The 24,912-nt window shown below is 46.3% G+C and carries 25 protein-coding genes; 18 read left to right on the forward strand and 7 right to left on the reverse strand.

The features are described from left to right. The first annotated feature begins 72 nt into the window (after positions 1-72). The 7 genes from ACJJI4_RS05420 to ACJJI4_RS05450 all read left to right on the forward strand — a co-directional run bounded on the left by ACJJI4_RS05420 (position 73) and on the right by ACJJI4_RS05450 (position 4,788). On the forward strand, positions 73-924 hold the full coding sequence (locus ACJJI4_RS05420) for an HpcH/HpaI aldolase/citrate lyase family protein (RefSeq protein WP_444927336.1): 852 nt from the start codon (positions 73-75) through the stop codon (positions 922-924). Positions 925-980: 56 nt separating this feature from the next. Beyond that, on the forward strand, positions 981-1,508 hold the full coding sequence (locus tag ACJJI4_RS05425) for a MaoC family dehydratase (protein WP_444927337.1): 528 nt from the start codon (positions 981-983) through the stop codon (positions 1,506-1,508). A 30-nt stretch (positions 1,509-1,538) separates the two neighbouring features. Next, on the forward strand, positions 1,539-2,057 hold the full coding sequence (locus ACJJI4_RS05430) for a MaoC family dehydratase (RefSeq protein WP_413665113.1): 519 nt from the start codon (positions 1,539-1,541) through the stop codon (positions 2,055-2,057). Positions 2,058-2,555: 498 nt separating this feature from the next. Continuing rightward, positions 2,556-3,377 (forward strand): hypothetical protein, encoded by an 822-nt coding sequence (locus ACJJI4_RS05435; protein ID WP_444927338.1) that lies wholly within the window; start codon positions 2,556-2,558, stop codon positions 3,375-3,377. A gap of 292 nt (positions 3,378-3,669) precedes the next feature. Next, a complete protein-coding gene (locus ACJJI4_RS05440) occupies positions 3,670-3,999 on the forward strand; it encodes a GNAT family N-acetyltransferase (protein ID WP_444927339.1) in 330 nt (109 codons plus the stop codon). Positions 4,000-4,014: 15 nt separating this feature from the next. Further along, positions 4,015-4,158 carry a GNAT family N-acetyltransferase gene (locus ACJJI4_RS05445; RefSeq protein WP_444928219.1) on the forward strand — a complete coding sequence of 48 codons (144 nt, stop codon included), beginning with the start codon at positions 4,015-4,017 and terminating at the stop codon, positions 4,156-4,158. 138 nt (positions 4,159-4,296) lie between these two features. Next, positions 4,297-4,788 (forward strand): GNAT family N-acetyltransferase, encoded by a 492-nt coding sequence (locus ACJJI4_RS05450; RefSeq protein ID WP_444927340.1) that lies wholly within the window; start codon positions 4,297-4,299, stop codon positions 4,786-4,788. A 188-nt stretch (positions 4,789-4,976) separates the two neighbouring features. Here ACJJI4_RS05450 and ACJJI4_RS05455 read toward each other — a convergent pair whose 3' ends face one another. Genes ACJJI4_RS05455 through ACJJI4_RS05465 form a run of 3 tightly spaced genes read right to left on the reverse strand, consistent with a single transcriptional unit; the run spans position 4,977 to position 7,309 of the window. Beyond that, the gene (locus ACJJI4_RS05455) at positions 4,977-6,080 is read right to left on the reverse strand and encodes a 3-deoxy-7-phosphoheptulonate synthase (protein ID WP_444927341.1); all 1,104 of its coding nucleotides are present in this window, start codon (positions 6,078-6,080) and stop codon (positions 4,977-4,979) included. Positions 6,081-6,132: 52 nt separating this feature from the next. Next, a complete protein-coding gene (locus tag ACJJI4_RS05460) occupies positions 6,133-6,855 on the reverse strand; it encodes a 4'-phosphopantetheinyl transferase family protein (protein ID WP_444927342.1) in 723 nt (240 codons plus the stop codon). A 22-nt stretch (positions 6,856-6,877) separates the two neighbouring features. Further along, complete coding sequence (locus tag ACJJI4_RS05465; RefSeq protein WP_444927343.1) at positions 6,878-7,309, reverse strand: hypothetical protein; 432 nt, start codon at positions 7,307-7,309, stop codon at positions 6,878-6,880. A 496-nt stretch (positions 7,310-7,805) separates the two neighbouring features. Between ACJJI4_RS05465 and ACJJI4_RS05470 the strand changes: the two genes are divergently transcribed. The 3 genes from ACJJI4_RS05470 to csrA all read left to right on the forward strand — a co-directional run bounded on the left by ACJJI4_RS05470 (position 7,806) and on the right by csrA (position 11,401). Further along, on the forward strand, positions 7,806-8,006 hold the full coding sequence (locus ACJJI4_RS05470) for a Rossmann-fold NAD(P)-binding domain-containing protein (protein WP_444927344.1): 201 nt from the start codon (positions 7,806-7,808) through the stop codon (positions 8,004-8,006). Between the two features lie 371 nt (positions 8,007-8,377). Further along, positions 8,378-10,087: a hypothetical protein gene (locus ACJJI4_RS05475; RefSeq protein WP_444927345.1), complete on the forward strand. Its 1,710-nt coding sequence runs from the start codon at positions 8,378-8,380 to the stop codon at positions 10,085-10,087. 1,134 nt (positions 10,088-11,221) lie between these two features. Continuing rightward, positions 11,222-11,401, forward strand: coding sequence for a carbon storage regulator CsrA (gene csrA / locus ACJJI4_RS05480; RefSeq protein ID WP_444927346.1), 180 nt, complete (start codon positions 11,222-11,224; stop codon positions 11,399-11,401). 735 nt (positions 11,402-12,136) lie between these two features. Here csrA and ACJJI4_RS05485 read toward each other — a convergent pair. Continuing rightward, entirely contained in the window at positions 12,137-12,547 is a 411-nt protein-coding gene (locus ACJJI4_RS05485) for a rhodanese-like domain-containing protein (RefSeq protein WP_444927347.1), read from the reverse strand. A 324-nt stretch (positions 12,548-12,871) separates the two neighbouring features. Here ACJJI4_RS05485 and ACJJI4_RS05490 point away from each other — a divergent pair, with 324 nt between their 5' ends. The 6 genes from ACJJI4_RS05490 (at position 12,872) to ACJJI4_RS05515 (ending at position 21,431) form a co-directional block, all read left to right on the forward strand. Beyond that, complete coding sequence (locus tag ACJJI4_RS05490; protein ID WP_444927348.1) at positions 12,872-13,870, forward strand: helix-turn-helix domain-containing protein; 999 nt, start codon at positions 12,872-12,874, stop codon at positions 13,868-13,870. A gap of 121 nt (positions 13,871-13,991) precedes the next feature. After that, the gene (locus ACJJI4_RS05495) at positions 13,992-14,999 is read left to right on the forward strand and encodes a tryptophan--tRNA ligase (protein WP_282933487.1); all 1,008 of its coding nucleotides are present in this window, start codon (positions 13,992-13,994) and stop codon (positions 14,997-14,999) included. Positions 15,000-15,079: 80 nt separating this feature from the next. After that, positions 15,080-16,648, forward strand: a complete 1,569-nt coding sequence (locus tag ACJJI4_RS05500) for an AbgT family transporter (protein WP_444896666.1) — start codon at positions 15,080-15,082, stop codon at positions 16,646-16,648. A 347-nt stretch (positions 16,649-16,995) separates the two neighbouring features. Further along, the gene (locus tag ACJJI4_RS05505; RefSeq protein WP_444927349.1) at positions 16,996-19,206 is read left to right on the forward strand and encodes a TonB-dependent siderophore receptor; all 2,211 of its coding nucleotides are present in this window, start codon (positions 16,996-16,998) and stop codon (positions 19,204-19,206) included. A 110-nt stretch (positions 19,207-19,316) separates the two neighbouring features. Further along, positions 19,317-19,895 carry a hypothetical protein gene (locus ACJJI4_RS05510; protein ID WP_444927350.1) on the forward strand — a complete coding sequence of 193 codons (579 nt, stop codon included), beginning with the start codon at positions 19,317-19,319 and terminating at the stop codon, positions 19,893-19,895. A gap of 27 nt (positions 19,896-19,922) precedes the next feature. Continuing rightward, entirely contained in the window at positions 19,923-21,431 is a 1,509-nt protein-coding gene (locus ACJJI4_RS05515; protein WP_444927351.1) for a PepSY-associated TM helix domain-containing protein, read from the forward strand. A gap of 73 nt (positions 21,432-21,504) precedes the next feature. Here ACJJI4_RS05515 and ACJJI4_RS05520 read toward each other — a convergent pair whose 3' ends face one another. From ACJJI4_RS05520 to ACJJI4_RS05530, 3 genes are all read right to left on the reverse strand, one after another. Continuing rightward, positions 21,505-21,963 carry a GNAT family N-acetyltransferase gene (locus tag ACJJI4_RS05520; RefSeq protein ID WP_444927352.1) on the reverse strand — a complete coding sequence of 153 codons (459 nt, stop codon included), beginning with the start codon at positions 21,961-21,963 and terminating at the stop codon, positions 21,505-21,507. An 84-nt stretch (positions 21,964-22,047) separates the two neighbouring features. Continuing rightward, complete coding sequence (locus ACJJI4_RS05525; RefSeq protein ID WP_444927353.1) at positions 22,048-22,764, reverse strand: esterase/lipase family protein; 717 nt, start codon at positions 22,762-22,764, stop codon at positions 22,048-22,050. 59 nt (positions 22,765-22,823) lie between these two features. Next, a complete protein-coding gene (locus tag ACJJI4_RS05530; RefSeq protein ID WP_282933480.1) occupies positions 22,824-23,339 on the reverse strand; it encodes a PH domain-containing protein in 516 nt (171 codons plus the stop codon). A 101-nt stretch (positions 23,340-23,440) separates the two neighbouring features. On the opposite strand from ACJJI4_RS05530, the gene ACJJI4_RS05535 reads away from it, so the two are divergent. Together ACJJI4_RS05535 and ACJJI4_RS05540 are read left to right on the forward strand one after the other, a co-directional pair. Then, complete coding sequence (locus ACJJI4_RS05535) at positions 23,441-24,331, forward strand: patatin-like phospholipase family protein (protein ID WP_444927354.1); 891 nt, start codon at positions 23,441-23,443, stop codon at positions 24,329-24,331. Positions 24,332-24,394: 63 nt separating this feature from the next. Beyond that, positions 24,395-24,904, forward strand: coding sequence for a GNAT family N-acetyltransferase (locus ACJJI4_RS05540; RefSeq protein ID WP_444927355.1), 510 nt, complete (start codon positions 24,395-24,397; stop codon positions 24,902-24,904). Positions 24,905-24,912 lie beyond the last annotated feature (8 nt).

The following is a 24,912-nucleotide window of genomic DNA, read 5'->3' on the forward strand; positions in this document are numbered from 1 at the left end:
ATCCGGTTGTAGAGAAGGGCACCGGGAACGGATATCCGGCTATCTGTCAATTTGTTGAGAGGGCGCCGCTAGATGGGTAGTGTCATTAACAGAAGTAAGTATTTTCGCAGCGTCCTGTTTGTCCCTGCGACCCGGCCGGATCGCTATGAAAAAGCAATGGCCAGCGGAGCCGATATTGCCTGTGTGGATTTGGAAAATGCCGTTTCCCTGGAAGATAAAGATACTGCAAGGGAGCAGGTGGTCAATTTCTTTACAGGAAAGGATATTATTCCCACTCAGCGCGCGTTGAGAATCAACCAGCTCGACAGCGATTGCGGCATCAAGGATATGTTGATGCTGCTAGATCTGCCGCAACTGCCAGATGTTGTGATTCTTCCCAAGGTTCAATCAGCAGAAGAAGTGATTGGTTTTTGCCAGGTTATGGCCCCCTCCCATAAAACGATTCGAATAATAGCCCTGATTGAATCCCCAAAAGGTTTGGAGAATGCGTTGAGTATTGCCCAGGTAGAGGAGGTGGTTTGCTTGGCCTTTGGCGCGGCTGATTACAGTGCAACAGTGGGGTCAGATATGAGCTGGGATGCTCTTTTATATGGCAGGGGGCGGCTGGTTCAGGCTGCCGCATTTGCAGGCATTGATGCTGTAGATGGCCCCTATTTGGAGCTGGATGATGAAAGAAGCCTAATTGAGGAAACACAGAGGGTCTCCGCCCTGGGGTTTTCTGGAAAAATAGCCATCCATCCAAAGCAAATTAAACCGATTCACCAAGGGTTGGCACCATCTAGTGAGGCGCTCTCTCATGCTCAGCGAGTACTGAAAGCTTATAAAGAGAATCATGGTGGAGTTCTTGTAGTTGATGGACAGATGGTGGATATGCCCGTGGTTGAGCGGGCACTGAAAACTGTGGCGGCCTCGAAGGGATTGTGACCGTACTGTAGCAGAGCCAAACTCACCGGAGCCTTACGGTAAGGCAAGAGGTTTCTATGCCCCGCTATCATTTTCCTGCGTATATAAAAACCGGTAAAAATCGCTATCGAGAGCGTTACGGTCTCGATTTTGAAGACTTTAAGGTAGGGCAGGTTTTTCACCATAGGCCTGGCGTTACCATTAGCCAGCACGATAATAAGGAAGAGTGCATCAAGACTTTAAATCAAGCCATGATGCATTTTGATGAGTGTTACACCGCCCAAACTGAATTCGGTAAGCCGTTAATCGATACTACTTTAGCGGTTCAACAGCTAATGGGTTTGATCTGGAAGACCTACAATCGACGGAAAAAAATTGTTGGTTGGAGAAAAATTTCCATGGTGGCACCCGCTTATGGCGGTGATACCTTGTATTCTGAGAGTAAGGTTCTCGAAGTCCAGGCAGGTAGTGAGTATGACGACGCGGGGCTGGTAGAAATTGTTATATATGGAAAGAATCAAGACAAGAAGACTATTTGCGAAATGCAGTGTGACATGTTGATCTTCAAACGCAATCACCTGCCTTTCTCTGCGAACGGCTACTAAATTTCCATTTTCCATATTTAGGTGACCTCAATGAAAGAGTCATTTAATTTTTTGCGGGAAGTAGAAGATAACGTTTATATAGAAACGGTCGGAATAGACTTTGAAGATTTTGAAGTGGGGCAAATATTCGAGCATCGCCCAGGCCGAACCTTCACCGAAGCTAGCTGTGTCGACTATGCACTTCGCTCATTCGATCTCAGCCCGTTTATCACTGATAAGGTTTATGCGCGTCGAGTTTATGGTGATAGGCAGCGAGTATTGGAGACATTTGTTTTAAGTGCAATGGCGCATACAACTAGGACGTTTGGAAAGGTTGTAGCTAACTTGGAGATGAGTGATTGTGAGTTGCAGCCAGTTTATGTAGGAGATACTTTATACTTCGAGTCTGAGATACTTTCCAAGAGGGAGTCAAAATCAAGGCCTGAACAGGGGCTGCTCAGCATATATTCCCGCGCTCAAAATCAACATGGTGAATGGGTTTGTGCCTACAAGCGAACGTTACTTGTTTATCGTAAGAACTTTGGTCCCTATAAGGCTGCTGGATACTGATTTTACTTCGCTAAGTAGGTGGATCTGCCACCTACCTCCTATTTCCTATGGGTTTAGCGTATAAGTGTAAGAGTCTTAGGGCCACCAAGTCAGATATATATCTAAAGGCCAATAATAATTTTCTATGAATCACCCGTGTTAAGCGGGCACTGACCACTAATGATTCGATTATGTAGGTTGATCTGAATAGTACACTTTAATATTATTTACTTATGTATACGATGACCTCTAAAGATTAAGAACAGGTATACATATAATCACAGAGTCACCGTTAACTTGGTGATCTATATCGGTGTTTTCAGGTAATCAAGAGTAAATGTGTAGATGCAGTTGGTCAGGGATATATCTACAATAGTACTACTTTTATAAGCGTTCATAAATAAGTTGAATTATGGGGCTGACCTCGATTTGTTGCTTTTCCTTTCTGAACTCTGTTGGTAGGTGATATAATAAATCTGCTTACAAATATACTATTAGGCGCCCTAAGGTTAGCTCATAATGATAAAATTTTTGGTCGTAACTTTATCTTTGGTTGTTTCCCTCTCTTCTAATGCTGAGGTTTTTTCTTGTGAGCTAAATGGGGTGGTTATTTATACCGATGATCGAAATAAATGTGGATCTGAAGTTTCTAGCGTTCACTTAGTTCATAAAAAAGATAAGAGGGTAAATTATCGCTATCCTGAAAGAAAGTATGAGGAACGAAGTGGGGCATACACGATTTTCATTGAATCTTCGCAGACAGCTAAAGATGAGCAGAAGCTAAGTCGGGCGTTAGATAGATTAAGCAGCACCCTTGAGCAAATTTTTAATAAGATACCAGTTTCTAGCCATAACTACCTAAAAGACACAGATTTCTACATAATGCTCGGTCATGAGTCAGAATTCGGGGGAGAGAAGGGCGGATTGCGTTATTTTCCAAAGAATGGGGACTCGACACTGTTGCTCGGTGACAGGCGTTGGTCCCATGCAGTTGTAATATATAACGTGGATAATTTTCTCTGGCTTCCTGATCTTTGGGTAAACAAAAGTATAATGCATGAGCTGGCGCATGCTTGGCACTATGAGGACTGGCCTACAAATTATAGATTGCTGAAAGATGCCTGGGTGTTATCCAGGCAGAGTAGCCTCTATTTAGCACAAGAAGATGTAAAAGGCCGAATTCTGGAGCCTGCATATGCATCAAAAAATGAAAAAGAGTACTTTTCCGAATTATCAGCTATCTATTTTGTAGGTGGAAATTACTATCCATTTAATCGGACTGACTTGAAAAAATATGACCCGAAGGGTTACGCCATGATTGAGCGTATATGGGGGTTGTGAGCCTTGCATGTATCTCCGATGATGGAGGTGGTGTGATATCTCTCTTTATTTAGATCTATTTGAAGGGAGTGTTTGTCAAGGATGTCTAGAGTTTACATTCGCATTGTAAATTGATTGGATTTGGATCGGTGCTTTGAGATTGGGTCTGTGTCCTAAATTGGCAGCGAGGCTGCAACAAAAGAAAAAATTCTGAAGTAAATTTTGACCTACCACGAAGGTTTTGTTGTTATAGGAAAGGATAAGAGAGTTGTAGATCTTGGTTTCAAGTATTAAGTGATGGGAGAGTCGGTCTATGAGTATAGAAATTAGACATAGTAGAAAAGAAGATATTCCTGAAATTAAAGATATATATGCTCAGTCTTCCTGCTATGCGGGAACACTTCAAGTCCCATACCCTCCAATAGATAAATGGGAAAAGTTTCTGGGGAATATCCCCGATAACTTTTATAGCATTGTAGCTGTTCTGGATGGGATGATCGTCGGCCAAATTGGAATGGAGGTGTTCTCGAATCCAAGGCGAAAGCATGTCTCAAATATAGGTATGGCAGTAAGTGAAGAGCATCAAAAGAGTGGGGTTGGCTCAAAGTTGTTGGAGGCGATGCTCAACCTATCTATTAACTGACTCGCTGTTCGCCGTATAGAGCTAGAGGTTTATACTAATAATGAACAGGCTATAGGTCTATATAAGAAGTATGGATTTGAGGTCGAAGGCACTGCAAAAAATTATGCATTTCGAAATGGTGAGTATGCTGATGTCTATCTTATGGCTAAGGTAGTTTAGTTCAATATAACCTAGTGGTTGAAGGCTATATACTACGAAAGATAAGGTTGATATAACTGTTGATACGTATGCCCTCTGGTACATTTGAGAGGAGGGATACCTTTATTTTGGTTTATGAACATGGAGTTTTGCTCAAGGATGTCTGAAATTAATATTCGCTCTGCGAATGAGAGGGATCTAGCTAGGTGCTTTGAGATTGAATCTATATCTTACGCTGGTAACGAGGCAGCAACAAAAGAAAAGATTTTAAAGCGAATTTTGACTTACCCTGAAGGTTTCCTTGTTATAGAGAATAATAAGGAAGTTATAGGTTTTATTAATTCAGGAGCAACTCATAACGTAGAGTTGTCTAATGAAGAGTTTAAAGAGTTGGTAGGCCATGATTCGAGTGGAGAAAATATTGTTATTATGTCCCTGGTGGTTCACCCCAAATATCAAGGTAAGGGTATGGCAAATAAGCTATTAAACGGTTTTATTAGCTCTATGAGTGAGCTAGGGAAAAAGAGAATTTATCTGATATGTCAGGATGAGCTTGTTGGTATGTATTCTAAATATGGGTTTGTTCATCAAGGCAAATCTGATTCTACTCATGGTGGCTTGAGTTGGCATGAGATGTTTCTTACACTCTAAAGTAAATAAATTTAACATCACTGTGTTTTCTTATTTTCTTTCTGGGATCGTTGTGAATTCAGACCATATCTATTGGAATGAATTACTTGCAAATAGAATCTGCGCCAAAAACTGAAAAAGTTGGCACTGTTTTGCCAGTGCCGCTATAACTTCAGGGGATCGGTAACTTAAATATGTCTGAAGTACTATTACATAGCACTTTGAGTTAATTCCATTCCCATATTGTGGGAGGTGGTAAATAGATGGCGACGTCTGACAACGGCTTCAGAAAGTATCTCTAATGCCTGACAAGTATCCTTCCAGCCGATACAAGCATCAGTAACCGATTGTCCGTAAGTCATTTTGTCCCAGGGACAAATTTTTTGGCTCCCTTCTTCGAGGAAGCTCTCAATCATTACTGCTGAAATATTTCTTTGCCCTGTACTAATTTGATCGCAGAGAGATTTCGCAACACCCATTTGATTGCTGTGTATTTTCTGACTGTTGCCGTGGCTGCAATCCACCATAATGCCGGTGGGGAGCGAGGCATAGTCAAGCTGAGATATCGCCTGTTCTATGTCCTCAGTATGGTAATTGGGCCTTCTTCCTCCACGAAGAATTAAGTGGCAGTTAGGGTTGCCTGTAGACTGAATAGCTTCAAGTTTTCCATTGTGGATTGTGGTACAGAATATCTGTTGAGATTGAGCTGCCTGAATTGCATCTATTGCAACTTTGACATTTCCGTCAGTACTGTTTTTAAATCCGATAGGGCAGGGAAGTGCAGAGGCTAATTCCCGATGTGTTTGTGACTCCGTGGTACGAGCGCCGATAGCTCCCCAGGAAATCAAGTCTGCTATGTAGAGAACATTCAGAGGGCACAGGAATTCAGTGGCAGTACCTAGTCCCAGTGCATTGATGTTGAGCAATAACTCCCTGGCTTTGGTGAGCCCGGTATGCATATCGGCGCTGCCATCCAAATGAGGATCATAAATAAAACCTTTCCAGCCTACGGTGGTACGCGGTTTCTCAAAATAGGTACGCATGACAAGACAAAGATTGCTTTCAAACTGGTTTTGAATTTCAGACAGTTTTTGCGCATAGTCTAGCGCAGCTTCAGGGTCGTGAATTGAGCACGGACCGACCACAACCAGTAGGCGGTCATCTTCACCGCTTAGTATTCTGACAACCTGGTGGCGAGTTTGCTCGATCGCTAAAGCTGTATCAGACGGGCAGGGCATTTTTTGGATTAGCTCGTCATTACCCAGGAGTTTCATATGAGTCCGTGCGCTCAGAATAGCTGGAACGTCAGACATAAAATGGTCCTTCTCTTCTTAACGGAAGTGCTGTCGGTATAGTCGGTGGTGATTAATATTCAACGATACTTAATATGCCGTCTTGATGGGGTTGATAGGTGGCTGTATAGGTGCTTCCACTGAGAACTCTGGGGGAGAGGTCCTGCAAAATTCTTAGTTCTAACTTTTGTTGCTGGGGCGATAGTGCAGTAATTTCAGCATCCAGAAAGTCAAAGTACTTTCCGACTTTTGGGTATAGCGCCTTGAAAAAGCTTTCTTTCACTGAGAAAGCTATTGTTAGCCACTGTTCCAGAGGAAAACTGCTCTCTGATAGTAGCCTTACTTCTGAATTGCTGACTATATTATGTTTGATTTCTTCGGCAGTTTTATCTGAAATAATTGTTTCATAATCAATTCCAAGCCCTTTAGACGTAGTGCTGGCTGCACAGATTGCTCGGTTGCTAGCATGGGTAATAGAAGCTTGTACACCCTTTGGCCAAACTGGACAGCGGTTCTTCCCTACAGGGATTTCTTTTACCGGCATACCCAGCTTGCTGAGGGCAAAGTGAGCACAGGCTCGCCCAGCAAGAAATTCGGCCTGTCGGGACGGGACTGCGTTGTTTAATGCATCTGAAAAAGGAATATTAAGCAGTTCAAAAAACGAGTCACAATAGTTTCTCACGCTAAAAGTGGTTTCTATCAGGCAACCAGAAAAGTGATTGGACTCGATATTTTGAAACCCACCTAAAAACGCAGATATTGAGTTGTAACTATCACTAAAGGGGCCCTGGTTCATGATGTCGTAGCTTCTTCAGTATCTATATTTTTTCGTCTTGAGGGAGGTGCTTGGCGGAGAGGTTCTTCTCTGTGATTTTTTCATATACCGCACTCTTTAAGCCATTTGATCCTAGAGGGTTAGCGATAACAATACCAACTGTTGCAGAGAAAAAATAAAGAGTCCCGGCCATAGAGGCAAGTATTTTATCTAGAATACTAACCTTCAAATTACCAAAGGTATTGCCTGTGAAATATTGGGTATCACATAGGCTGTTTGTTTGACCATGGTGCTGTATTTGGTTCTCATTATCAATGTGAGTTAGCGTCGCTTCCCAGTTGGAACCGATCCATGTTTTTATGATGGGAATTAAGCGATAGCTGCTCACCCATTGCTTCTTTACCTTCGAACTTTGCGGCTGGCTGTCAAGCCCAAAAAGAATTGGAGCGGTAAGAGAAAATAAATTTGAGTTCATGACAGCAGTAATGACAGTCCCTGTGTTTCTAAACTTAAGCAATATATATAGGGTCTATCCCCGATATTAATTTTTAAGAAGAAGTAATGATGGGGCACTAGACTACCCCAGTCAGGCACTAAACGCAAATAAAAATTATTATCATTTGGGGTTGGCGATGTGGCGCCACATTTTCTTCCAAGCCCAGGAATTGGTTAATTTCCAGCTTCTCTTGCTGACTATTTTTTATCCACTACCTCCTGTGTGGGGTTGTGAATCAATGAGTTTTCTGCAGAAATTAACTAGCGGGCAGCTCAGGTTGCTACTGATGGCATCAAGTGGCTTTATGAGTAGGTGTTATGGGTTGTTTGCCAAGGCTAAGATGGCAGGAATTCGCAATTCTGTGGAGGTGCTTACCTCTACCCCTATAGCCGATTTATTTTGTAAAAATAGAGCTTCAGTATTTGATTTCTATATTAAATTTCCGTGTGCTGAATATGGTTATTAGACCATTTCCATGGATATTATTAACCCTAATGAGGTTGCCTGTATTTGTAAGGGCTTGCTAACTGATGGCTTGGGGTCGGATATTCTGGTCAATGCAGTGGTATTCTTTAGGTTGGGTATAACCGACCTGATATTTAATGAACGGGAGGACCGCTTATTGATAAGTGTCACAGCTACTTTACTTGATGAAAGAGCTGGTTCACCATTTTAAGAGTGTGAAAAAGTGGTCAAAGGCCAAAAATCACATCTCAATCGTTTTACTTTTACGCATTTACATTTCGATTATGAATGAGCTAATTTATTTAGCGTTTCTATTTTAATTTACTCTGTTTTATTGCTCGTTTTCGACAATATGTCCCTTTTTGCTGTGCTTTTGTCTTTATGTGTTTTTTTGGGGGAGTGCAAGAAACTATTTTTCTTGAAATATAGCCTCCCAAGTTATCACGACATCAACCATTGTAACTATAACTTTACTTTTTAATCTCCTTCGCCTCTCACTTTATCTTATTTCTGGTTTTTCTTTTCACTGAAGCTTGGTAGGGTTGCGCGCGATTCAATCCATATTCCTTGGGGAGGGATGTTGTGAAGTTTAAAAGCAGTTCGGTAGTTATTGCATGTGGTGTGATCTTGAGCGCTTGTGGGGGCGGCTCATCTGGTGGAGGAGATGATAGTGGCGGAGGTCCCTCGATCTCAGAAGCGGCGACTCCCTACCTATATTTCAATTCAGCAAAAGTGTTTACTTTTGAATGGTCGGATGTTGAAGGGGCTACCTATTATCAACTTCTTGAGAACAAAGATGGGCAATCTGGCTATGAAGTGGTTAGTGATAAAATTTCTGCAGGTTCTGAAGTCGTAGAAATTAAGGTGCCTCTATTCGAGCGATTGAACGCTCGCTATATACTGCAAAGCTGTGATGATACAACTTGCTTGGATTCAAGTGAAATATCGATTGATGAGGAAGTTGTCGATAGTATTGGTTATTTTAAGGCCGGTAATGCCGAAGCCGGAGACCAGTTTGGTTGGTCCGTTGCGATTAGTGACGACGGCTCTACCATAGCTGTTGGTGCGACTGGCGAAGATAGTAATGAGTTAAATGAATTTAATAATGCAGCTAGCGGGTCAGGGGCTGTATATATTTTTGATTATGGTGAAGATGGTTGGGTTTACCGAGCTGTTTTAAAAGCTTTAGAGGTTGAAAGTGGAGCTGCATTTGGATCTGCAGTGAGTCTCAGTGGCGACGGAAATACGTTGGCTATTGGTGCCTACAAAGAAAATGGTGAGGATGATAACTTTTCGGCTGGCGCAGTTCATATATTCACCCGTGAGGATTTAGAGTGGACTCACAGCGCTAAACTAAGAGCAGATAATCATGGCTACTATGATTTTTTTGGGCGGGCGTTGAGTCTAAGTGGTAATGGAACTACCTTGGCAGTAGCAGCCCCATCTGAAGATAGTAATGCTACCGGTGTCAATAGTGGCCCAGATAATGACGAAGCTCTGGATTCTGGTGCAGTATATATCTTCCAGTATTCTGGGGTTGAGTGGGGCCAAGAAGCTTATTTGAAGGCAAGTGATAGTAATTCAAATATGGACTTTGGTTCATCCGTTAGCTTGAGTGATGATGGTTCCATTCTGGCGGTTGGTGCTATTGGTGGGCATGGTGGCAGGGGAGCAACTTATATCTTCTCCAATAATGGAGGCTGGGCTCAGCAACAGCTACTTACTGCAGATAGTGCAAGAGTGGGCGATCGTTTTGGTTGGGATGTTAGTTTTAGTGGTGACGGCAACCTGCTCGCTGTGGGTGCCCCACTTCAAGCAGGTGCTTCAGAGAACCCTGATGATCGCGATGGCTTCAATAATGGCGCTGTCTATCTATTTTCATATGAAGAAGATTCTTGGTACCAAAGTGCCTACCTTAAAGCGAGTAACACCGATGAAGATGATGCTTTTGGTACGTCTATTAGCCTGAACAATGATGGCTCACTACTTGCGGTAGGTGCTCAGGAGAGTAGTGCTGGTATAGGTTTCTATGCTGATAGCAATGACAACTCGGCATCTAGGGCGGGCGCGGCCTATATGTATTCGATGGTTGATGGGCAGTGGATTGAGAGCACTTACCTGAAAGCTAATAACACCGATGAGCGTGACTACTTTGGAACTTCAATCGCTTTAAGTGGCGATGGTGATACCCTGGTAGTGGGCGCTCCAGAAGAGCAGGGCTCGGATACTGGGATTATGGCTGATCCAGATTTAAATGATGCGGATGCTGCGGGGGCTATTTATATCTACTAGTTAGACGATATCTTTCTCAATCCCTAGGAATATTTCTATATCAGTTGGACCCATATTCGTGGGTCCAACCATGCTTTACCAACCTGTCTTCTGTAAGGTGAGACCTCAATTTCTTTCCTTTATTTCTCTTTCTGAATTTTACTGTTGGTACGATCGAGAGATTAGGGCTAAATTTTTTTAGCCCTATACTTTGAATATTCTATTTACTTTGCATATCTAGCAAGGAATGGTAGGTGATTGGATTTTCTTTTTGCTAGTTAATGATTAACTTCTTTCTTGGTTGTCAAAGGTTAGGGTTTTTCGTTTTGGTGTTGGGCATCTTGATTTCAAGTATTATTAAACTAGGGTGAATTTGAAAAAGATAATTTTAGCTGCCCCCAATTGATTGCGAGCATATCCAATCATTATCGCTCATACGGTTATAAATTAGAGTGCCTACACTATCACTAGCTCAAAACGCACTATGTGCTGTTTGTGAAGTTGGTTCAGTGGGAGTTTTAATCTAATTCAGAAAACTCTTCCCTGCTACGGTAATGAGAGCTTATTTCTTCAAGCTTTTGAAAAGTCAGAGGGAGGATCCCAGTCTAAATAGCAGTTGTTGGCTGGGGTTTCACAAGCCCGACACATAAAAAAATATAGGCACGAAAATGATCTTATTGGAATTTATTAAGTTTGTTTTAATGTCAAAGCTGCGTAGAATCGGTAGATATTTTTAGTATTTTGATCGTAATTGAGCGAGCCGATTAAAAAGGCTTTACAGACTTGAAGGTTTCGAGAGAACCGAGAATTTTCTAAAAGACCCATTCCCTTATAGGAGAACGGTAGCGTGACATAAGAGTAAGTAAAAGGCGCTGACCCAAGGTGCTACCAACACCCGGGGCCAGCTAACCAAGTTGATAATCTGACTATCAAAATGGCTATATGGATAATACGCTAGAAACCCGCTCGTCTTCAATAAAGTGGAGTACATTCAGCAGTTTGGGACCAATTCCCAAGCTCTGGAAGTCTAGCGCCCGCCTTTTCCTCTTCTGTGCCTACCGCCCTCGCGCACCACCCCATGTTTCCTCCAAACGTTGAATCACAAGTTCCCCCATTCCGGAAGTGCCCAAACTTTGATTATTGAAGGAAATGAGTATGTTGATTTTAAAGCGACGGACAGGTGAATATCTAAGAATTGGAGCAAATGTCTCAGTCACAGTGCTGGAGGTAAAAGGTAATCAAGTTAAGATAGGCATAAGCGCACCCAAGTCACTGCCTATCCATCGTGAAGAAGTCTATGTGAGGATCAAAAAGAAAAAGAAATTGGAGGCTTGAATATGCCGTAAGGGGGACAATTCTGGGGCAAGTGATTAAGACGCTAGACTCCAAGCATAAAGTTTTAGCCTTTGGCTGGCAGGCGATATATGCACTCGGGTTCGAGTGTCTCTTTGCTGCCAAAAGGCTCTTTTGAATATCAAAGCTAGTTAGGTGGCGGAAGGGCTAATTATTTTCTGTCAGGTGAGTTTTAGAATTCTCCATCTTTTTTATATTGCAAGTTGAACTTGCAATCCCTGCTAAAAAGCCCGTTTTTATTTATGCCCCTTTGAAGATACCTTCCACCTTATATCCCTACAGTGATACTTCCGAGCTTCTTTCGCAATTGCACTCAATAGGGCTTGGGTAATCTCTTCTTTTCGGTTTGTATCGCAATCCCCGATATATAGCTCACTGATAATAGCCCAGGCCGCCGAGCTTTCACTTTCTGGAATAATATTAAAGCTGATATACCCCTCAAGGTTGTGGTCTTGTTCCACAACCAGCACTTGATGCTCTTTCCTCTGAAACAACCTGTTTTGCAATTCAATTTGGGTTATATGGAAGGAGTCAGTTGAATTATTATGCCTGGCTAAGCAGCGCATCATATTGTATAGATAAAAACAGTCGGTGGGGTGGGCATGGCGAACAAACATATCAGTACCATTTAATCAGTATTTCTTTGAGTCGGCGTTTGATAGCTTGACACATCCTTATGCCAAGCTATGTCATCCTGTAAGGGGCTAACAATAGGAGTTAAATTGATTTGGCTGTTTCTTGGGTGAGGGTAAACCCTTCATCTAGCCATCCGGTGATGCCGCCGATCATTTTCTTGACCGGCCTGTTAAGTGTGGCCAGCCTGATAGCTGCTTTTTCTGTCGCATTACAGTGTGGGCCTGCACAATAGACAACAAATAAAGTATCTGAAGGGTATTCGCTCAGCCGGTCTTTATTGATACGGCTATATGGTAAGGATTCGGCTGTTTGTATATGTCCATTTATATAAGCCTCTTCACCTCGCACATCTAAAAGTACGAAATCCTTGCGATTTTGGCTGACTGCGTGGTGTACATCCCAGCAGTCTGTTTCAAAAGATAGGAGGTTTTGGAAGTGGTTTAGCGCATCTTGGCTGTTGGCAGCGGGCACTCTACTTACGGCTGAACTCATAAATTACTCCCGGTGATTTTTCGGTGGTTCGTCAGGTTTCCAAGTGGCGATAGTGTCCCTTTTTGGTTGCTCCCGGGCGATCTACCTCTGAGCCAGATAGCATTAATTTTGCGCCAATTCTGCGTGCAAACTTGTGGGTCGGCTTTGGCTAGTGGGGTTCGGCTTTACTTATTTGAGGATGATGGTGATTTACCGATTAAATAATGCTTCAAAGGTTGAGGGTTTTATTCCCTGCATTGCTTTCAATAACTGCTCAACTGGGTATGCTGGATTGGAATTATTCGTTAACCTAATTTAATTAACTGCTGAGGGTTAGGGGTACCTATGTCGACGTTGGCACAAAAGCCTAATAAGAGCCAGAAAGTGGCTGTTCTCGCCCACCGGCAGGTTTCGCTCTTCGAGCTCGGTTGCGCTACCGAACTCTTTTGCCTACCCCGCCCTGAACTTAGCGAGCTCTACACCGGTGAAATTGTGACTTTCGCTGAGGAAAATCCTCTGGCGACCGGCGGTCTGGCTCTGGCTTGTCGGCGGGTAGAGAGTTTGATGGATTATGATCTGCTGGTGATTCCCTGTTGGTCGACCAATGCACAAGCACAAGATGCTTATTTAGAGCGGGTACATAGGGCGGTGGCTGAGTTTGCCGCTGCCGGCCGCCAGATTCTTACTTTTTGCTCCGGTGCTTTTCTGCCTGCGGAACTGGGACTATTTGACGGCCGGCAGGCGACTACCCACTGGTTGTTTGCAGAGCGTTTTCGTGAGCGCTTTCCTGCGGTGGAGTATGTGGGAGATGTTCTTTATGTGTGGGAGGGCGTATTGGCTTGCGCTGCGGGTAGTAGTGCCGCTATCGATTTGGGCATTGAGTTTTTGCGGCGCAACCATGGTTATGAATTGGCCAATTCGGTGGCTCGGCGGTTGGTGATGGCACCCCATAGGCAGGGTGGCCAGGCCCAATATGTGGAGATGCCGGTTGCCAAACGGCCGGATCACTTCTCCGCCGCGCTGGATTGGGCGATTGGCAATTTGGATGGCGCTATTAAAATTGATGATTTGGCGCAGCGCGCCCATTTATCCCGCCGTAGCTTTGACCGAAAGTTTCGCCAGTCGATGGGAATTGCTCCGAAGGAGTGGCTGATCCAGCAGCGCTTGCGGGCGGCGCAGAAGGCGCTGGAGTCCGGTAGGGAGTCTGTAGATCGGGCAGCCCAACTGGCTGGTTTTGAGAGTAGTGCGACCTTGCGTCACCATTTCCGTCGGGCGTTTGGGATCTCACCCAGTGAATATCAGCGCCAATTCCAGGTTTCCGCCAAAGTGGCGGTTGAGGCTTAACGTTGGCCGCGTGTTGGTACGGCTATGGGGAGTCGGTACCTTTGGTTGATACACCCCCGGGCACTAAAGGGGTATGATTCGGTCTCTATTGCCTGATGACAGTACAGACTACGAAGGAATTATGACGAAACAGCGCGTATTAACCGGTATTACAACAACCGGTACTCCACATCTGGGGAACTATGTGGGTGCAATCCGCCCGGCGATCGCCGCGAGTCAGGATGAAAACAACCAATCGTTCTACTTTCTGGCCGATTACCACGCACTGATTAAGTGCCAGGACCCGGCACAGGTCCATCAGTCCACCCTGGAGATCGCTGCAACCTGGCTGGCCTTGGGCCTGAATACCGACAATGTGGTGTTCTACCGTCAATCCGACGTCCATGAGATTCCTGAATTAACCTGGCTGCTCACCTGCATGACAGGCAAGGGCCTGATGAACCGTGCCCACGCTTATAAAGCAGCGGTAGATGCCAACCGCGCCGATGGGGAAGATTCCGATTTTGGCGTCACCATGGGGCTGTATAGCTACCCGATCCTGATGGCCGCGGACATCCTGATGTTCAACGCTAATAAGGTGCCGGTGGGTAAAGATCAGGTACAGCATATCGAAATGGCTCGGGATATTGCCCAGCGCTTTAACCACCACTACGGCGAGCACTTCGCTTTACCAGAAGCGGTAGTTGACGACCACGTAGCTGTGTTACAGGGCCTCGATGGCCGCAAAATGAGTAAGAGTTACGGCAACACTATTCCGCTGTTCCTTCCTGAGAAGAAGCTGAAAAAGCACATTAATAAGATCAAAACCAACCTGCTGGAGCCGGGTGAGCCAAAAGATCCGGATACTTCCACTGTATTCCAGGTTTGGCAGGCATTTGCCAGCGAAGAACAGACAGCTGAAATGCGTAAAGCTTTTGAAGAGGGCATTGCCTGGGGTGAGGCCAAGAAGCAGTTGTTTGAGCTGGTGAACGGCCAGATCGGTGAGGCTCGCGAGCGCTACAATGAGCTGCTGGCTAACCCAGACCAAATTGAAACGGAGCTGGAGAAGGGGGCTATTAAGGCTCGCGCTTACTCTGCGCCTTTTATCGAGAAGTTGCGTCACGCGGTTGGTATCCGCAAGATAGGTTAGAGCTTTTCCTGAAAAAGCAGGAGGCCATGGAGTATCGGCCTCCTTTTTAATAAAAAATAATAAATGTACAGGGTGCAAACATGGAAAACGTTCAGGCAAATCCTGATGCCGGCAATAGTGCCGATAATAAAAATGGCTGGATTAATCGAGCGCTCAATTTTATTGAGGTTGTCGGTAATAAATTACCTGATCCCGCTGTTCTGTTTTTGATCTTGATGGTAGGAATCTGGGTGCTCTCCTGGCTTCTCTCCGGTGTTAACTTCGAAGCCTTACACCCCGCTACCGGCGAGGCGATACAGGTAACCAACCTGCTTTCCAGTAGTGAAATGGCTCGCTTCCTATCTGGTATGGTAACTACCTTTACCAGTTTTGCGCCCCTGGGGGTGGTGTTGGTAGCTATGCTGGGGGTCGGTGTGGCTGAGCAGAGTGGCTTTATCAATGCGGTATTGAAAAAGCTGCTGGCGGTAACGCCGCAGATGCTGCTGACACCTATGTTGATTTTGGTGGCCATCGTCAGCCATACAGCCGTAGATGCAGGTTATGTATTGGTAATTCCTCTCGGAGGGGTGATCTTCTATGCGGCAGGGCGCCATCCTTTAGCGGGTATCGCTGCGGCATTTGCCGGAGTTTCAGGGGGCTTTTCTGCCAACTTTGTTCCCTCAGCGATTGATCCCTTACTGCAAGGCTTTACCCAGACAGCCGCACAAATCGCCAACCCGGAGATGCAGGTAAACCCCCTTAATAACTGGTTCTTCACTTCGGCTTCCTGCCTGCTGGTGACCCTGTTGGGGTGGTGGTTGACGGATAAGGTCATCGAGCCCCGCCTCAAGAATGTAGAGGTGGATGGCGATGAAGCGGATATGCCAGTAATGCAGGAACTGGGCGCCCGCGAGAAAAAAGCCATGTACCTGGCGGTAACTGTGATGGTAGCGGGTATCGTCGGACTTGTGGCCTGGATGCTGCCGGAGACTTCGGCCTTGCGCGATGCAGAAGGGCAATTAGCCTCCTTTACAGCGCCGATTATGAAGTCAATTGTACCGCTGATCTTCCTGCTGTTTGTGATTCCCGGTGTGGTATTTGGCTATGCGGCCGGCACCTTCCGCCAGAGTAAGGATGTTATTGATGCGATGTCCAAAACCATGGGCTCCATGGCTTATTACATAGTGATGGCTTTTTTCTGTGCGTTGTTTATCTCTGAATTTGCCCGCTCCGGTTTGGGTACGCTGCTTTCGGTAGAGGGAGGGAGCTTGCTCGCGGCGATGGAGTTGCCGGGCCCGATTACCCTGATGGGTATTATTGTACTGGTAGCCTTTATCAATTTGTTTGTGGGATCTGCCTCTGCCAAGTGGGCGCTGCTGTCCCCCATCTTTGTGCCTATGTTGATGCAGATCGGTTTCTCCCCTGATCTCACCCAGGCGGCTTACCGGGTAGGTGATTCCTCCACCAATATTATTACCCCGTTGATGCCTTACTTCCCCTTGGTGGTTGTGTACTGCCAGCGCTATGTGAAGGGAACGGGTATTGGGACACTTGTATCCATCATGTTGCCGTACTCGATTGTGTTCCTGATTTGCTGGTCACTGTTCCTGGTGGCTTACTGGACACTGGGGATGCCTTTGGGAGTGCAGGCTAGTTATACCTACCCCTAATAGGATAGGGATCCTTGCCTAGAATTCTCTAAATTAAATCCCGGTAGATACAATCCCAATCTGAGTGGTTGCTGCTGAGCAGCCACTTAGTCTTTTTCCTGCCTTAGAATCTGCTTTTACTCATTCCATCGAGTCATTCTGATGGTACGAAAGTGCAGCTTGGAGGCTGCAATGCTGTCCTTTAATGCCGTATTTCTTGTCCCTAATCATGGTATCGCTCTTTTTAGCAAAAAAATGTTCCAATAATGTTGTAGATGATAACGATTCCTATTAGGATTCGCGCCCAGTTACCTGGATCACAGTTTGACTGTGACCCATCCAAATTCAGTTGGCGTTGAGGGATCTCCATGAGTACCGCTCGAATTAAAAGTATGCAAAAAGCTTCTCCTGTAATTTCTGGAATCAGCCGCTCTTTATTGGCGCTGGCTATTGCTGCGGGCGGTTCTTCTGTGGTGTTCGCTGCAGAAGATAAAAATGAAGGAATAGAAGAAGTTAATGTTATCGGTGATCTGGACCTGGATCGTCAGACCTCCATTGGTAAGCTGAATATTCCGGTCGATGAGACCCCCTTTTCTATCTCCTTACGTGATAAAGAATTCTTCGACACAACTGGCTCTAAGTCGATTCAAGATACTCTCCAGTACACCGCAGGTGTAAATGGCGGTACTTACGGAGTTGACTCCCGTGGGGATTGGTCAACCATTCGTGCAGTTGAGCCGGTTATGTTTGTTGACGGCTTGCAATCTATCTTTGGTAGTTACACCAGCTCCCGGGCTAATCTCTATGCATATGAAAGGGTAGAAATCCTTAAAGGTCCGTCTTCAGTTCTTTACGGTCAGGGCTCTACGGGTGGCATCGTTAACTTGGTTTCAAAGCGTCCCAAGAGTGAATTTGGTGGCGAATTGATGGTCCAGGGTGGTGACTATAATCGGAAAGTAATTGCGGGGGACGTTACTGGTGCTTTCGATGCTGATGGAGAATGGCTGTATCGTGTAGTTGGCTATGCGCGTGATGCCGACGCGCAAGTGGATCATGTGGAGGATAATAGCACCCTATTTATGCCTTCAGTTTCTTGGCGTCCAAGTGCCGACACAGAAGTTACCTTTTTGGCAAGTTATCAAAAAGATGAAACCGGCACTACAGCTGCATTCTTGCCCTGGGGCGGTACGCGTATTGATAACGTAAATGGTGATATACCTACTGATACCTTCCTGAGTGAGCCAGGTTGGGATAAGTATGATACTGAGCAAACAGCTTATAGCATTTGGGTCGATCACCGGTTTGACGAGAGCTGGGGTATTAATGCTGGTCTTCGCTATTCTGAGGGCGAAGTTGATTACAATTCAATGTATGCGGATTTCGATCTTACACAGCGCTTAAATAAAGATATAAGTGATATTTCTCGTACTGCTTATATGAAGGATGCAACTAGTGACTTGCTAATTTTTGATTTGCGAGTTTCTGGAGAGGTTTCTACTGGTTTACTCGAGCACAATCTCTCGTTTGGCTTAGATAGCCAAGATGCGGAGATCAATGAGGATAAAATTTATGCAGTTGGCGCTGGTGGGAGCATCAATATCTTCGACCCCGTATACGGTTACGTTCCGGAAGGGATTGAGCCTTACGATTATCCAAAAACTAGCACTGAGCAGCTAGGGTTCTATATTCAGGATCAAGTTTCCCTGGGTAACTTCATTGTCAATGCTGGCCTTCGTAAGGACATTACCAAGTCTCGGACAGAAGGAGAAAATGCAGATAGTGAAGACGCTACTACCATGAGGCTCGGTGTGATGTACGCCTTTGATAGTGGCATTTCTCCTTATGTTAGCTATTCGGAGTCCTTTGAACCTGTGGCTGGTACGGATTCGTCAGGTCGTGCATTCCGCCCAGTTGAAGGCGAGCAGATTGAAGCTGGGATTAAATTTCAGCCCGAAGGAACTAACTTGCTAGTTACGGCTTCCGCATATGAAATTAAGCAGAAAAATTTCCTAACTTATGACCTGAGCTCTGCTGGCTCAGGTGAAGCCACTCAGCTCGGTGGAGTTGAAATTGATGGATTAGAGCTTGAAGCTAGTGGAAAGTGGGGTAACTTAACCCTGATTGCAAACTACAGTACTACGAACTCTGAAATAACAGAAAGTACAGCTTACTATGAGGTTGGTACTGAACTTGAGGCTGTGCCAGAAGAGCAGTTTTCTTTCTGGGGGAACTATGACTTTGGTGATTGGGTTCCCGGCTTGAGTGTTGGTTTGGGTGCACGATATGTTGGGGAGAGTTATGCGGGAATGGATAAAACACGGGAGATCGTGTTATCACAGTTCACTGGTGTTCCCGCTTACTACGCGTACTATGATGCGCTGCTGGCAGAGTTCCCGACCGATAATCCTTCATATACTCTGTATGATGCGACTATTGGCTACACGCTGGATAGCTGGAAGTTTCAGGTCAATGTGAAGAACTTGACTGATGAAGTGCACACGACCTCATGCCTGAGTCGCGGTGACTGTTTCTACGGTGAGCGCCGTTACGTCACTGCAGAAGCACGCTACATTTTTTAAGTTAGTGTAGACTGGGAGCCTGTCCGCAGGGGGAGTCTGTGGGCGGGCTCCCTTTTTTACGTTTAAGCAACCAGACGAGAGGCGAGTCTCTCGCAGTTATGGTTATGCCAATGTCTTTTTATATGATTGCAGGAGCTTCCAGCGCCTTTGCTCTGGCCGGGATTCTGCTCCTTTATTCCGCCTGGTCCCGCAGAGGGGCAGAGCTCGTGCGCCGTTGGGGTGGTTGGGGAGCCATGGTGTTGTCGGCTTTTGGGTGGAGCTCAATTGTTGGAGTGGAATATGGAATCAGTATTGCCACTTTAATAGTGATGCTCGGGGTCTTTGCGTTATTGGCTCTTAAGGGTGACTGGCCCAGTGGCCCTAGGCCCGTTGAAAAACAGCGCTCGGGAACACCCGAATCTCAAGCCCTGCTTCCATTGTGGTTGCGGGGCTTCTTGCGTTTTATGGCTGCCTTTCTTTTGCCCGCGGCCAGTGGTTTGATCGCCGGTCTGCTTTTCTTTGGTTTTACCGGGTTTTCTGAAACTGTTCGCTTGGTCGGCGGAGCCTTCCTGTCGGTGATAATCTGGACCCTGGCGATGGTTTGGTGCTGTGCCGATAAAAAGCTTCTGCGCCCTTCGGCTGCCATGTTGGCTTTCTCGGTGGTCAGCGGCTTGTTGCTGACCTTTGCGCTTCCCGCTTCGGCAGCATAGATCAACGGACTTGAGTAGGAATTTAACGTGAAATTTTCCTTTAAACCGACCCCAGGCTTTGTCCGTGATATGACCGATGGACACTCAGTTCTCGGCCTGGCGGTATCCACTCTTTTATACATTGTTTGCGTCAGCGGAACACTGGCGGTTTTTTACAATGAGTTCGAACGCTGGGAGCAGGCCTCCGAGTTTGAGAGCCTCAATGTTGAAGCCTCTGTGTATCGGACGGCTACAGAAAATGCTATTGCGTTAGCTAAGCAGGAAAAAGAGGATCTCGATTCAATTACCTTCACCATACCCAATCAGGATAAGCCCAGATTGATGGTTGAAGTTGGCGATATGGAGCGATATGTCGCTGAAGATGGTTCCCTGCTGGGCAAGGTGGAGCATGAGTGGACCCACTTCCTGGCCTACCTGCACTACGCGCTCAACCTTCCTGTTGGTTATGGGGTCATCCTGGTTGGTTTGATCGGGATGGTGATGTCCGCTCTGATCGTCTCCGGTTTGCTGGCCCATCCCAAAATTATTAAAGACGCTTTCTCTTTCCGCCTTTCTGGCTCTAAGCGTCTTCAGCAAGTGGATTTGCACAATCGCCTGGGGGTTTGGGCCTCTCCCTTTCATCTTGCCATAGCCATTACCGGGGCTTTTATCGGGTTGTCCCAGGTAGCCGCTTTTGCAATTGCCGGCGTATTCTTTGAGGGTGATACGGAAAAGGTAGAGCACATGCTTTACGCGGATCATCCGGTGATGGAGGAAAACGCCCCTGAAGTTGATTATCCGGATTATGCTGCAATTCTGGCAACAATGGATCGTATCGCACCGGAAGAAGAGCGCACTCGTTTAGAAGTGGCATTTCCTGGACGTGAAGGCCAGGTTGTTGAGGTGTGGACCCGAGTTCCAGAGCGATTGGTCTGGGGTGAGCGTTACCACTTTAATCCCGATGGCAACCTGATTGAAAAAGAAGGTTGGTCTGAGGGGGACGCGGCTAAACAAGTTTACCTTTCTACGTACCGTTTACACTTTGGCCACTTTTCCGGTTTCCCTGTGAAAATTGCTTACTTCCTGCTGGGGGTGGGGATGTGTTTGCTGGTGGTATCCGGCATCAATATCTGGTTTGTTCGCAAGCGTCAGCGCGGCAATCCCGCCGTACGTTTGGAGCGAGTCTGGATGGCTCAGGTATGGGGTGTACCATTTGCGATTGCTCTGAGTGCGGTGACTTATCTGGCGTTTAAGCTAAATGCTGCGCAGGTGTTCTGGCTGGTAACCTTGGCGTTAAGCGTTGCGGCTGCCTTCATGGGGACAGTGGCCAAGTGGTCTATGTCTCTGCGTATTGCCACAATTATCGCCTGCGTCGGGGCAGTTGTAGTGCACGTTGCTCAGTTTGGTGAGGATTCCTTTGTGAGAGCATCACTGATCGTTAATGTTGTGTGGTTGCTAATTGCTGCTGGAATCGCGGCCTCTTGCCTTTATAGCAGGGCGCGTCAGTCGGATAGTGAGACTGTATCTGCCGGTGCCAATCCACTGGGTAGCAACTAGATTTTTTTGGGGGGCTCGCAGTGCCTCTGCAGGGCCCCCAAAACTTCTATCGGACCTATAAGATCCCTTTCAATTACTTGGCAGGGCGTAACATCTCGATATGCGGGATGCCGTCTTCCTGGTACGGCTCAGACACTTGCTCAAAGCCAAACTCCCCGTAAAATCTATCCAAATGTTGTTGAGCTGAAATGCGAATACCAGTGTTGGGGTATTCTTCACATGTGTGCATTACGGCTCGGCGAATCAGTTCCTTGCCCAGGCCTGTTCCGCGACTGGCTTCTGCGGTTAACACTCTTCCTATCGAAGGTTCCCGGTATTTAAGGCCTGGGAAAACAACTCTCAGGTAGGCCATAACCTGCGGGTTACTTTCGTCTCCCTCCCAGCAGATCAGGTGCCAGGAGTGTTGGTCTTTGCCATCGGCATCCTGATAGGGGCAATCTTGTTCTACCGTAAAAACTTCCTGCCTTACTCGCAAAACTTCGTAAAGCTGACTGAGCGTAAGCTCTTTAAAGCTGCACCATTGCCACTGCATAAAGGTGAATTCCAAATTATTGTCACTAATTTTGTATTGTGATTGGAGTTAAAGGGTATAGATTATTTATAAGATCGATAAATTTTAATTGGCTGCCTGATTGCCGGCTCTATGAAAGAATCCATGCTTAAGGTAATGGATAACTTGCGAGATAACTTTTTTATCTTTCATCATAAACACATGGGTCACTGGCATTTGCAGATGATCATTCATGCCATCCAGTTTTGTGTTGGATACGGAGACTTTACCATCATCGGTTTCTGGGATAAGGCGGGATAGAATCAGGTTGATGCTGCGAGTGCCGGCAATAATACCTACATCAAAATCTGCACTACCGAGCTTGTTGGGGACGCTCATCTCACCGGTACCCAGCTGTAGCCCAGCATCGCCAAACATAAACTTGAAACCGGGGAATGTTCCCAGTTTATCAACTACTTCGCTGCCTTTATTGGGCGGGCCCAACATGACAACGCGATTCAGGTTTTTGATTTCAGCTGAATGTAGATATTGCCTTACCAGAATGCCGCCCATGGAGTGAGTGACAAAATTGATTTCTTGCGCGTTACCGCACTCCTCGACAGCAGGCGCTATGGCCATGCTGGCCAAGGTTTCAATGGAGTGCTGGGTCGAAGGGTAATCAATATTGACCGTTTGGAAACCTTCGGCATCTATGGCCTTTGCCAGTTTCTCCATTGAGCTATCTGATTTGGCTAGTCCATGCAATAAAATCACACAAGCGGAGTGAGCACTTGCTGATAGCAGCGTAAATGCGGCGGCAATTATAAAAGCGAACTTTTTCATCGGTTTGAACTTCCTGTCGACTTCTTGTACCTATTCGTGTGGCGTTGTTGTCGGAGCAATTAATTTGGGTTGGGTTGAAGTTGGCAGTGTTGGCGGAGAATGTCCGCTGCCCGCTCCGGTTTATCGGGGGTGATCACGATAGTTTGTGTAGCCAGGCGCAGTACGACAGATTTTTGCTGATCGGTAGCAAATGCACGATAGCGCCCCAACTTTTGGTTTTGAAACAGGCCTATATAGCCAAATAAGCCGGAGTTGCCAAAGATGCGGACTGATCCTTGCATGGCGGTTGAGTCGGGGAATGCTTCAGATAGCCCCTCCAAGGAGATGGTGGTTTTCCAGCCCGGGCGCAATATCAAGAGGTTGCCATTTTTGATGGCGTAACCACGGATGGCAAAGAAGGCGCTGAGAGCCAGTATTGCAGGCGGAAGTGCTATGGCAATGCTATAGAGGGTAGATGGAGCAGCTGGTGCTCTCGATGCCAGAAAGAGCGGCAGTCCCAGTAGGAGTAATGTGCATATGGCACTGATAATTTGGAGCTGGCGGCTCCACGGCGCTTTAAACGCGATTGTTGGCATACTTGGTTTAACTCAACGGATTACCTGAATGCCTCAATCATAGTGCTATTGGAATCTGCTTGGCAAAGGTAGAGATGGTTTGGTTTTAACGGTTGCTCGCTATGGAAGACTGTATTTTGATTAACGAGAATTCCCAGTCAGCCCTTGTGGTCGAAGGGGGTGCTATGCGGGGGATTTTCGCTGCAGGCGTATTGGATGCATTTTTGGAGGCGGGCTATCGGCCATTTGATTTTGCGATCGGTGTATCCGCAGGCTCCACCAACTTGATTGGTTATCTGGCGGGAAATCATGGGCGAAGTCGGCAAATACTAATGGACCATGCCCGGCGAGCAGACTTCATCGACTGGCGCCGCTATCTCCGAGGCGGTCATTTTTGTGATATTGGCTGGTTGTGGCATGCGTCATATCAGGATATTCCGCTCAGTGTCGATAGTTATGTTGAGAATGGAATACCGCTTTATGCCGTGACTACCAGTATCAACACGGGGGAGGCTAGATACCTGAAAGTAACTCCAGAAAATATGCACGAGGTTTTCCCGGCCTCTTGTGCCATTCCGGTTGCTTACCGGGGGTTTCCTGAAGTGGATGGGGAGCCTATGACCGATGGCGGTCTGGCTGATTCGATACCGATTATTCAGGCCTATCAGCAGGGGGCCAGAAATATAACCGTTATTCTTTCGCGCCCTCTGGGGTATCGGAAAATTAAGGGGCCTGCTCCAAAATTTATCAAACAGTTTTTCCGTGATCATGCCCGGCTATTTGAGGCCGTGCTAGAGAGGGGGGAGAAATATAATCGGGCCCTGGAGTTTATCGAGGTGCCTCCAGAGGGGTGCCAGGTTTCGGTTATTGCGCCTCCAGACAATTTCCCGGTTAAGCGTTTTACCCAGGAAGCAGAGTTGCTCGAGGAAGGTTATGAGAGCGGCAGGACCCGGGGTTGGGAATTTCTTGGTGAGCTTCCCGGTCAGCGGGACTCTTTACCGTCAATTGAATAGTAGTGCCGGTATAAATGGGTTGATTGAGCTTAATCAGAATGTGAATGGTGAGGTAATCGACTGGTGGAAATACGTTTGCTCGGAGTGACAGATGCGCCCGCCATATCTGCTTTTTATTTATCTAATGAAGAGCACCTGAAGCGCTGGGAGCCCATTCGTGAGCCCGGTTTTCACAGTTCCGGGTCCTGGATTCGACGCATAAGCTCTGGAGGAATTTTAAAGTTTGCTGCATTAGAGTCCGGGTGTGATCAGTTACTGGGTGTTTGCTCCTTGACGAATATCATGCGAGGCCCATTTCAGGCCTGTAATATGGGATATGCAGTTGACCAGTCCCACGAGGGGCGGGGCTTAATGGGGAGCTTGTGTCGTCATGTCGTTGATTATGCTTTTGACACCCTAAATTTGAATAGGGTGATGGCTAACTACATGCCTGGCAACGATAGGTCGGCTGCTCTACTGGAGGCACTGGGCTTCGTTGTCGAGGGTAGGGCGGCAAAATACCTGAAGATCAATGGATGCTGGGAGGATCATATCCTCACGGCGAAGCTAAACCCCAGATCCTTGGATATTTAATGATGTTC

This window comes from Microbulbifer maximicatervae (SeqCode), from assembly GCF_052467305.1.

What these genes read in the sequence shown, in the direction of transcription:
- ACJJI4_RS05420 (WP_444927336.1), top strand. Translation starts at nt 73, where the DNA reads ATGGGTAGTGTCATTAACAGAAGTAAGTATTTTCGCAGCGTCCTGTTT.
- ACJJI4_RS05425 (WP_444927337.1), top strand. Translation starts at nt 981, where the DNA reads ATGCCCCGCTATCATTTTCCTGCGTATATAAAAACCGGTAAAAATCGC.
- ACJJI4_RS05430 (WP_413665113.1), top strand. Translation starts at nt 1,539, where the DNA reads ATGAAAGAGTCATTTAATTTTTTGCGGGAAGTAGAAGATAACGTTTAT.
- ACJJI4_RS05435 (WP_444927338.1), top strand. Translation starts at nt 2,556, where the DNA reads ATGATAAAATTTTTGGTCGTAACTTTATCTTTGGTTGTTTCCCTCTCT.
- ACJJI4_RS05440 (WP_444927339.1), top strand. Translation starts at nt 3,670, where the DNA reads ATGAGTATAGAAATTAGACATAGTAGAAAAGAAGATATTCCTGAAATT.
- ACJJI4_RS05450 (WP_444927340.1), top strand. Translation starts at nt 4,297, where the DNA reads ATGTCTGAAATTAATATTCGCTCTGCGAATGAGAGGGATCTAGCTAGG.
- ACJJI4_RS05455 (WP_444927341.1), bottom strand. Translation starts at nt 6,080, where the DNA reads ATGTCTGACGTTCCAGCTATTCTGAGCGCACGGACTCATATGAAACTC.
- ACJJI4_RS05460 (WP_444927342.1), bottom strand. Translation starts at nt 6,855, where the DNA reads ATGAACCAGGGCCCCTTTAGTGATAGTTACAACTCAATATCTGCGTTT.
- ACJJI4_RS05465 (WP_444927343.1), bottom strand. Translation starts at nt 7,309, where the DNA reads ATGAACTCAAATTTATTTTCTCTTACCGCTCCAATTCTTTTTGGGCTT.
- ACJJI4_RS05470 (WP_444927344.1), top strand. Translation starts at nt 7,806, where the DNA reads ATGGATATTATTAACCCTAATGAGGTTGCCTGTATTTGTAAGGGCTTG.
- csrA (WP_444927346.1), top strand. Translation starts at nt 11,222, where the DNA reads ATGTTGATTTTAAAGCGACGGACAGGTGAATATCTAAGAATTGGAGCA.
- ACJJI4_RS05485 (WP_444927347.1), bottom strand. Translation starts at nt 12,547, where the DNA reads ATGAGTTCAGCCGTAAGTAGAGTGCCCGCTGCCAACAGCCAAGATGCG.
- ACJJI4_RS05490 (WP_444927348.1), top strand. Translation starts at nt 12,872, where the DNA reads ATGTCGACGTTGGCACAAAAGCCTAATAAGAGCCAGAAAGTGGCTGTT.
- ACJJI4_RS05495 (WP_282933487.1), top strand. Translation starts at nt 13,992, where the DNA reads ATGACGAAACAGCGCGTATTAACCGGTATTACAACAACCGGTACTCCA.
- ACJJI4_RS05500 (WP_444896666.1), top strand. Translation starts at nt 15,080, where the DNA reads ATGGAAAACGTTCAGGCAAATCCTGATGCCGGCAATAGTGCCGATAAT.
- ACJJI4_RS05505 (WP_444927349.1), top strand. Translation starts at nt 16,996, where the DNA reads ATGAGTACCGCTCGAATTAAAAGTATGCAAAAAGCTTCTCCTGTAATT.
- ACJJI4_RS05510 (WP_444927350.1), top strand. Translation starts at nt 19,317, where the DNA reads ATGTCTTTTTATATGATTGCAGGAGCTTCCAGCGCCTTTGCTCTGGCC.
- ACJJI4_RS05520 (WP_444927352.1), bottom strand. Translation starts at nt 21,963, where the DNA reads ATGCAGTGGCAATGGTGCAGCTTTAAAGAGCTTACGCTCAGTCAGCTT.
- ACJJI4_RS05525 (WP_444927353.1), bottom strand. Translation starts at nt 22,764, where the DNA reads ATGAAAAAGTTCGCTTTTATAATTGCCGCCGCATTTACGCTGCTATCA.
- ACJJI4_RS05530 (WP_282933480.1), bottom strand. Translation starts at nt 23,339, where the DNA reads ATGCCAACAATCGCGTTTAAAGCGCCGTGGAGCCGCCAGCTCCAAATT.
- ACJJI4_RS05535 (WP_444927354.1), top strand. Translation starts at nt 23,441, where the DNA reads ATGGAAGACTGTATTTTGATTAACGAGAATTCCCAGTCAGCCCTTGTG.